3 protein-coding genes are annotated in these 2,618 nt (G+C 64.9%); 2 read left to right on the top strand and 1 reads right to left on the bottom strand.

Translation table 11 applies throughout. The features are described from left to right. A partial coding sequence (locus tag ABZV06_RS32000) for a hypothetical protein (RefSeq protein WP_355625986.1) occupies positions 1–475 on the top strand: 475 nt, incomplete at its 5' end. 536 nt (positions 476–1,011) lie between these two features. Next, entirely contained in the window at positions 1,012–2,139 is a 1,128-nt protein-coding gene (locus ABZV06_RS32005) for an EcsC family protein (protein ID WP_355625988.1), read from the top strand. A gap of 217 nt (positions 2,140–2,356) precedes the next feature. On the opposite strand, the gene ABZV06_RS32010 is transcribed toward ABZV06_RS32005, so the two are convergent. Further along, positions 2,357–2,618 (bottom strand): hypothetical protein (locus tag ABZV06_RS32010; protein ID WP_355625990.1); only part of this gene is annotated, 262 nt, incomplete at its 5' end.

Genomic DNA, 2,618 nt, shown 5'->3' on the forward strand with positions numbered 1-2,618 from the left:
GCCCTCGCCATACCCACCAACGAGCACAACCCCGACAACACCCGCCTCATCGAGGAACGCCTATCAACCGGCGCTCAAACGAAAGACCGAGGCTAACAAGGCCGAGAAGTCCGTCTGGGCTGTCATCGGCGACGGCTGGCTCGACGTCGCTCGGAAACGTCTGAGTCACGAGGTAGGCACCTTCAACAACGCGGCCGGCAGCCAAGTGAACGATCTGGTCAAGAAGGTGCTAGGTATCGAGAACATCCTCGATGCGGTCAGCTGGCAGCAGTACGACGCCGTGAAAGCCCAACTCGAGCTGACCTCGCTCGTCAACGACATCAGAGGCGAGATCGTGCATCGAGGCACAACCCCTGGCAACCTGCATCTGGCCGGAGTCGAATCGTGGCGGAGCTTCATGAACAACCTCGTGCGTAGCTTCGACGAAGCGCTGGCGGAAGCGGTTGCCATGCGATATGGATCCCGCCCCTGGTGAAGCCGCCGGTCGTTCATTGGACACCAAACGGAACCGCCTATGGATGGTCGGTGCCGGCCGGACCGGCGTACGGCGGCTCTTTCCACTGGAGTTCGCAGCGGCTGTCACGCTCGGCGGACTGCTTGGCGTCGCTGTCAAGACCGCCGCTTCCCTCCCCGAGTACCACGGGTCGCTGCTGAGGATGTGCACGGCTCGCCCTTTTGCCGTGCCGTGGCCGCGCTCGTGGGCGGCCGTCCGATGCGCTCGGCACGCACGTCCACCTCGACCCTGGCGTCATGCTGTCGTTCCTGGCAGCCAGTCCGTTGATGCTCGCCCGTGAGCGCGGGGTGACCTCCCGTGCTCACCGTCTACATCCAATGACGCAGGGTCGGCGGCAACTTCGCGCACGTGATCATTTAAGGCCCGAGACTCGTCAGGTGGGAGATGTCTGGGTCGATTCATAGCGCTGCACCACTTGCTTAAGGCCGATCGGACCAGCGCTTGCTCGGCCGCTTACCTGTTCATGAGCGGCGGTTCCTTTCACTAGCCTGGGCGTCATGGCGGAACCCTCGGAGTACGAGCTTGCGGCGTGGCGTGACATTCAGCGGTTCAAGGGCCGACCGCTGTCGGCCGCGTTGCGCAGCGCCGGTGAGGGCGTGTCCAACGGCGCCGCGGCACTTGGTCGGCGTGCCTCGACGTACCTGGAAAACCATTCGGCTGCCCAATCAGTCGTGTCGCGGGGGCGCGGCATCGTCGCCAAGGGTGCAGGCGCCATCGGTACTGGGGCCCGCAAAGCCGTCGGCGCCCTCCCCGTCAGCGCGGGGGACTGGAGTGGCAGTGCTCTGGGCTCGGCGCAGCGAATGGTGGCGAGGATTTCGCGAGCGGGGCTCTCTCCCAAACGGGTGGTGGAGCTCTACCGGAAGCGTGGGCACGAAGTCACCAAGCTCTCCGACCTGCGGCACCTCGACCTCGAGCAGATCCACGCAGTCCGCGGGCGGGCTTTGAGCTGGTACTACCCGGCTGCTGCCGCAGTGTCGGGGATGGGTGCGGGGCTGGTGATCTCGGGAGGCGAGTTGGCTACCGCGGTCTCCGGTGGCGCGGCGGCGGCGCCGTCGGGAGGAGCCATAGTCAGCGCTTTCGCGGGCGACGCCGCCGTCGTCATCGGACTCGCATCCCGCGCGGTTGGCCATGTCTCGCTGCTCTACGGCTACGATCCCGAAAAACCAGCCGAGAAGCTCTTCGTGCTGTCCGTCGTCAACGCCGGGACGGCCGCGTCCGCAGGCGCGAAGAACGCCGCCTTCGCCGACATCTCGCGCCTCACCCAGGCGCTCGTCCGCGGTAAGACCTGGAAAGTTCTGAACGAATCTGTTGTCGCCCGGATCGCCGGACGGTTCGCGGATGCGGTCGGCCGCACCCTCACCAAGAAGGGCCTCGGCAAGGTCGTGCCGCTAGCCGGAGTCCTGGTCGGTGGCACCCTCAACTGGACCACTTTGGAGGAAATCGTCGATACCGCCGAGATGGCTTATCAACGTCGGTTCCTGCTGGAGAAGTACCCTCAGCTTCTGGACGAGGAACCAATCGAAGCCCTCGTTGTTGAGGACACAGACGACCCGAACGACGTGGTCGACGAGGGGTTCAGTGTGCTTGGTGAACTCGCTGTAGAGGGCGGACCCGACCTGCGCTGAATCCGGAGCGGGCCGCCCACGGCAGGAACTTGACAAAGCCGTCCCTGCCGTGCAAAAGAATGCGCTGGCCGTTACGGATCGGTGGCCCGCTCGACTCCGATGAAGGCCCGCAGGCCGTACTCGCGGGCAATGACAACGCCATGGGGTCATCAGCCCGCCCAACCTCCGAGGCCAAGCCCAGCGATCCTCGTGGCCGAGGGAGGAAGAGATCATCGCCTCACGAGATCGATGACGCCGTTGTCAACGTCGCCTCAATCGTGGGGGAGCGCCGCCGTCCGGGAGGGTCACGGTCGTCCGCCAACGCCAGGTAGCTGCGAACCCAACACTCTGACTGGACGTTTGCTTTATCTTCGCGCCAGTAGCGGCCGATTTGCGTATCGGGCTTCGATGGCGCAAGGTGCCCGACCTGACCAAGAAAGGCCGCATCCCGCTCGATTGAGCCCTGACCGGAATCAGAGCATTCCGCCCTGCGATCGTGT

The sequence above is a fragment of the Micromonospora sp. NPDC005172 genome, assembly GCF_040608555.1.
GTDB lineage: Bacteria > Actinomycetota > Actinomycetes > Mycobacteriales > Micromonosporaceae > Micromonospora.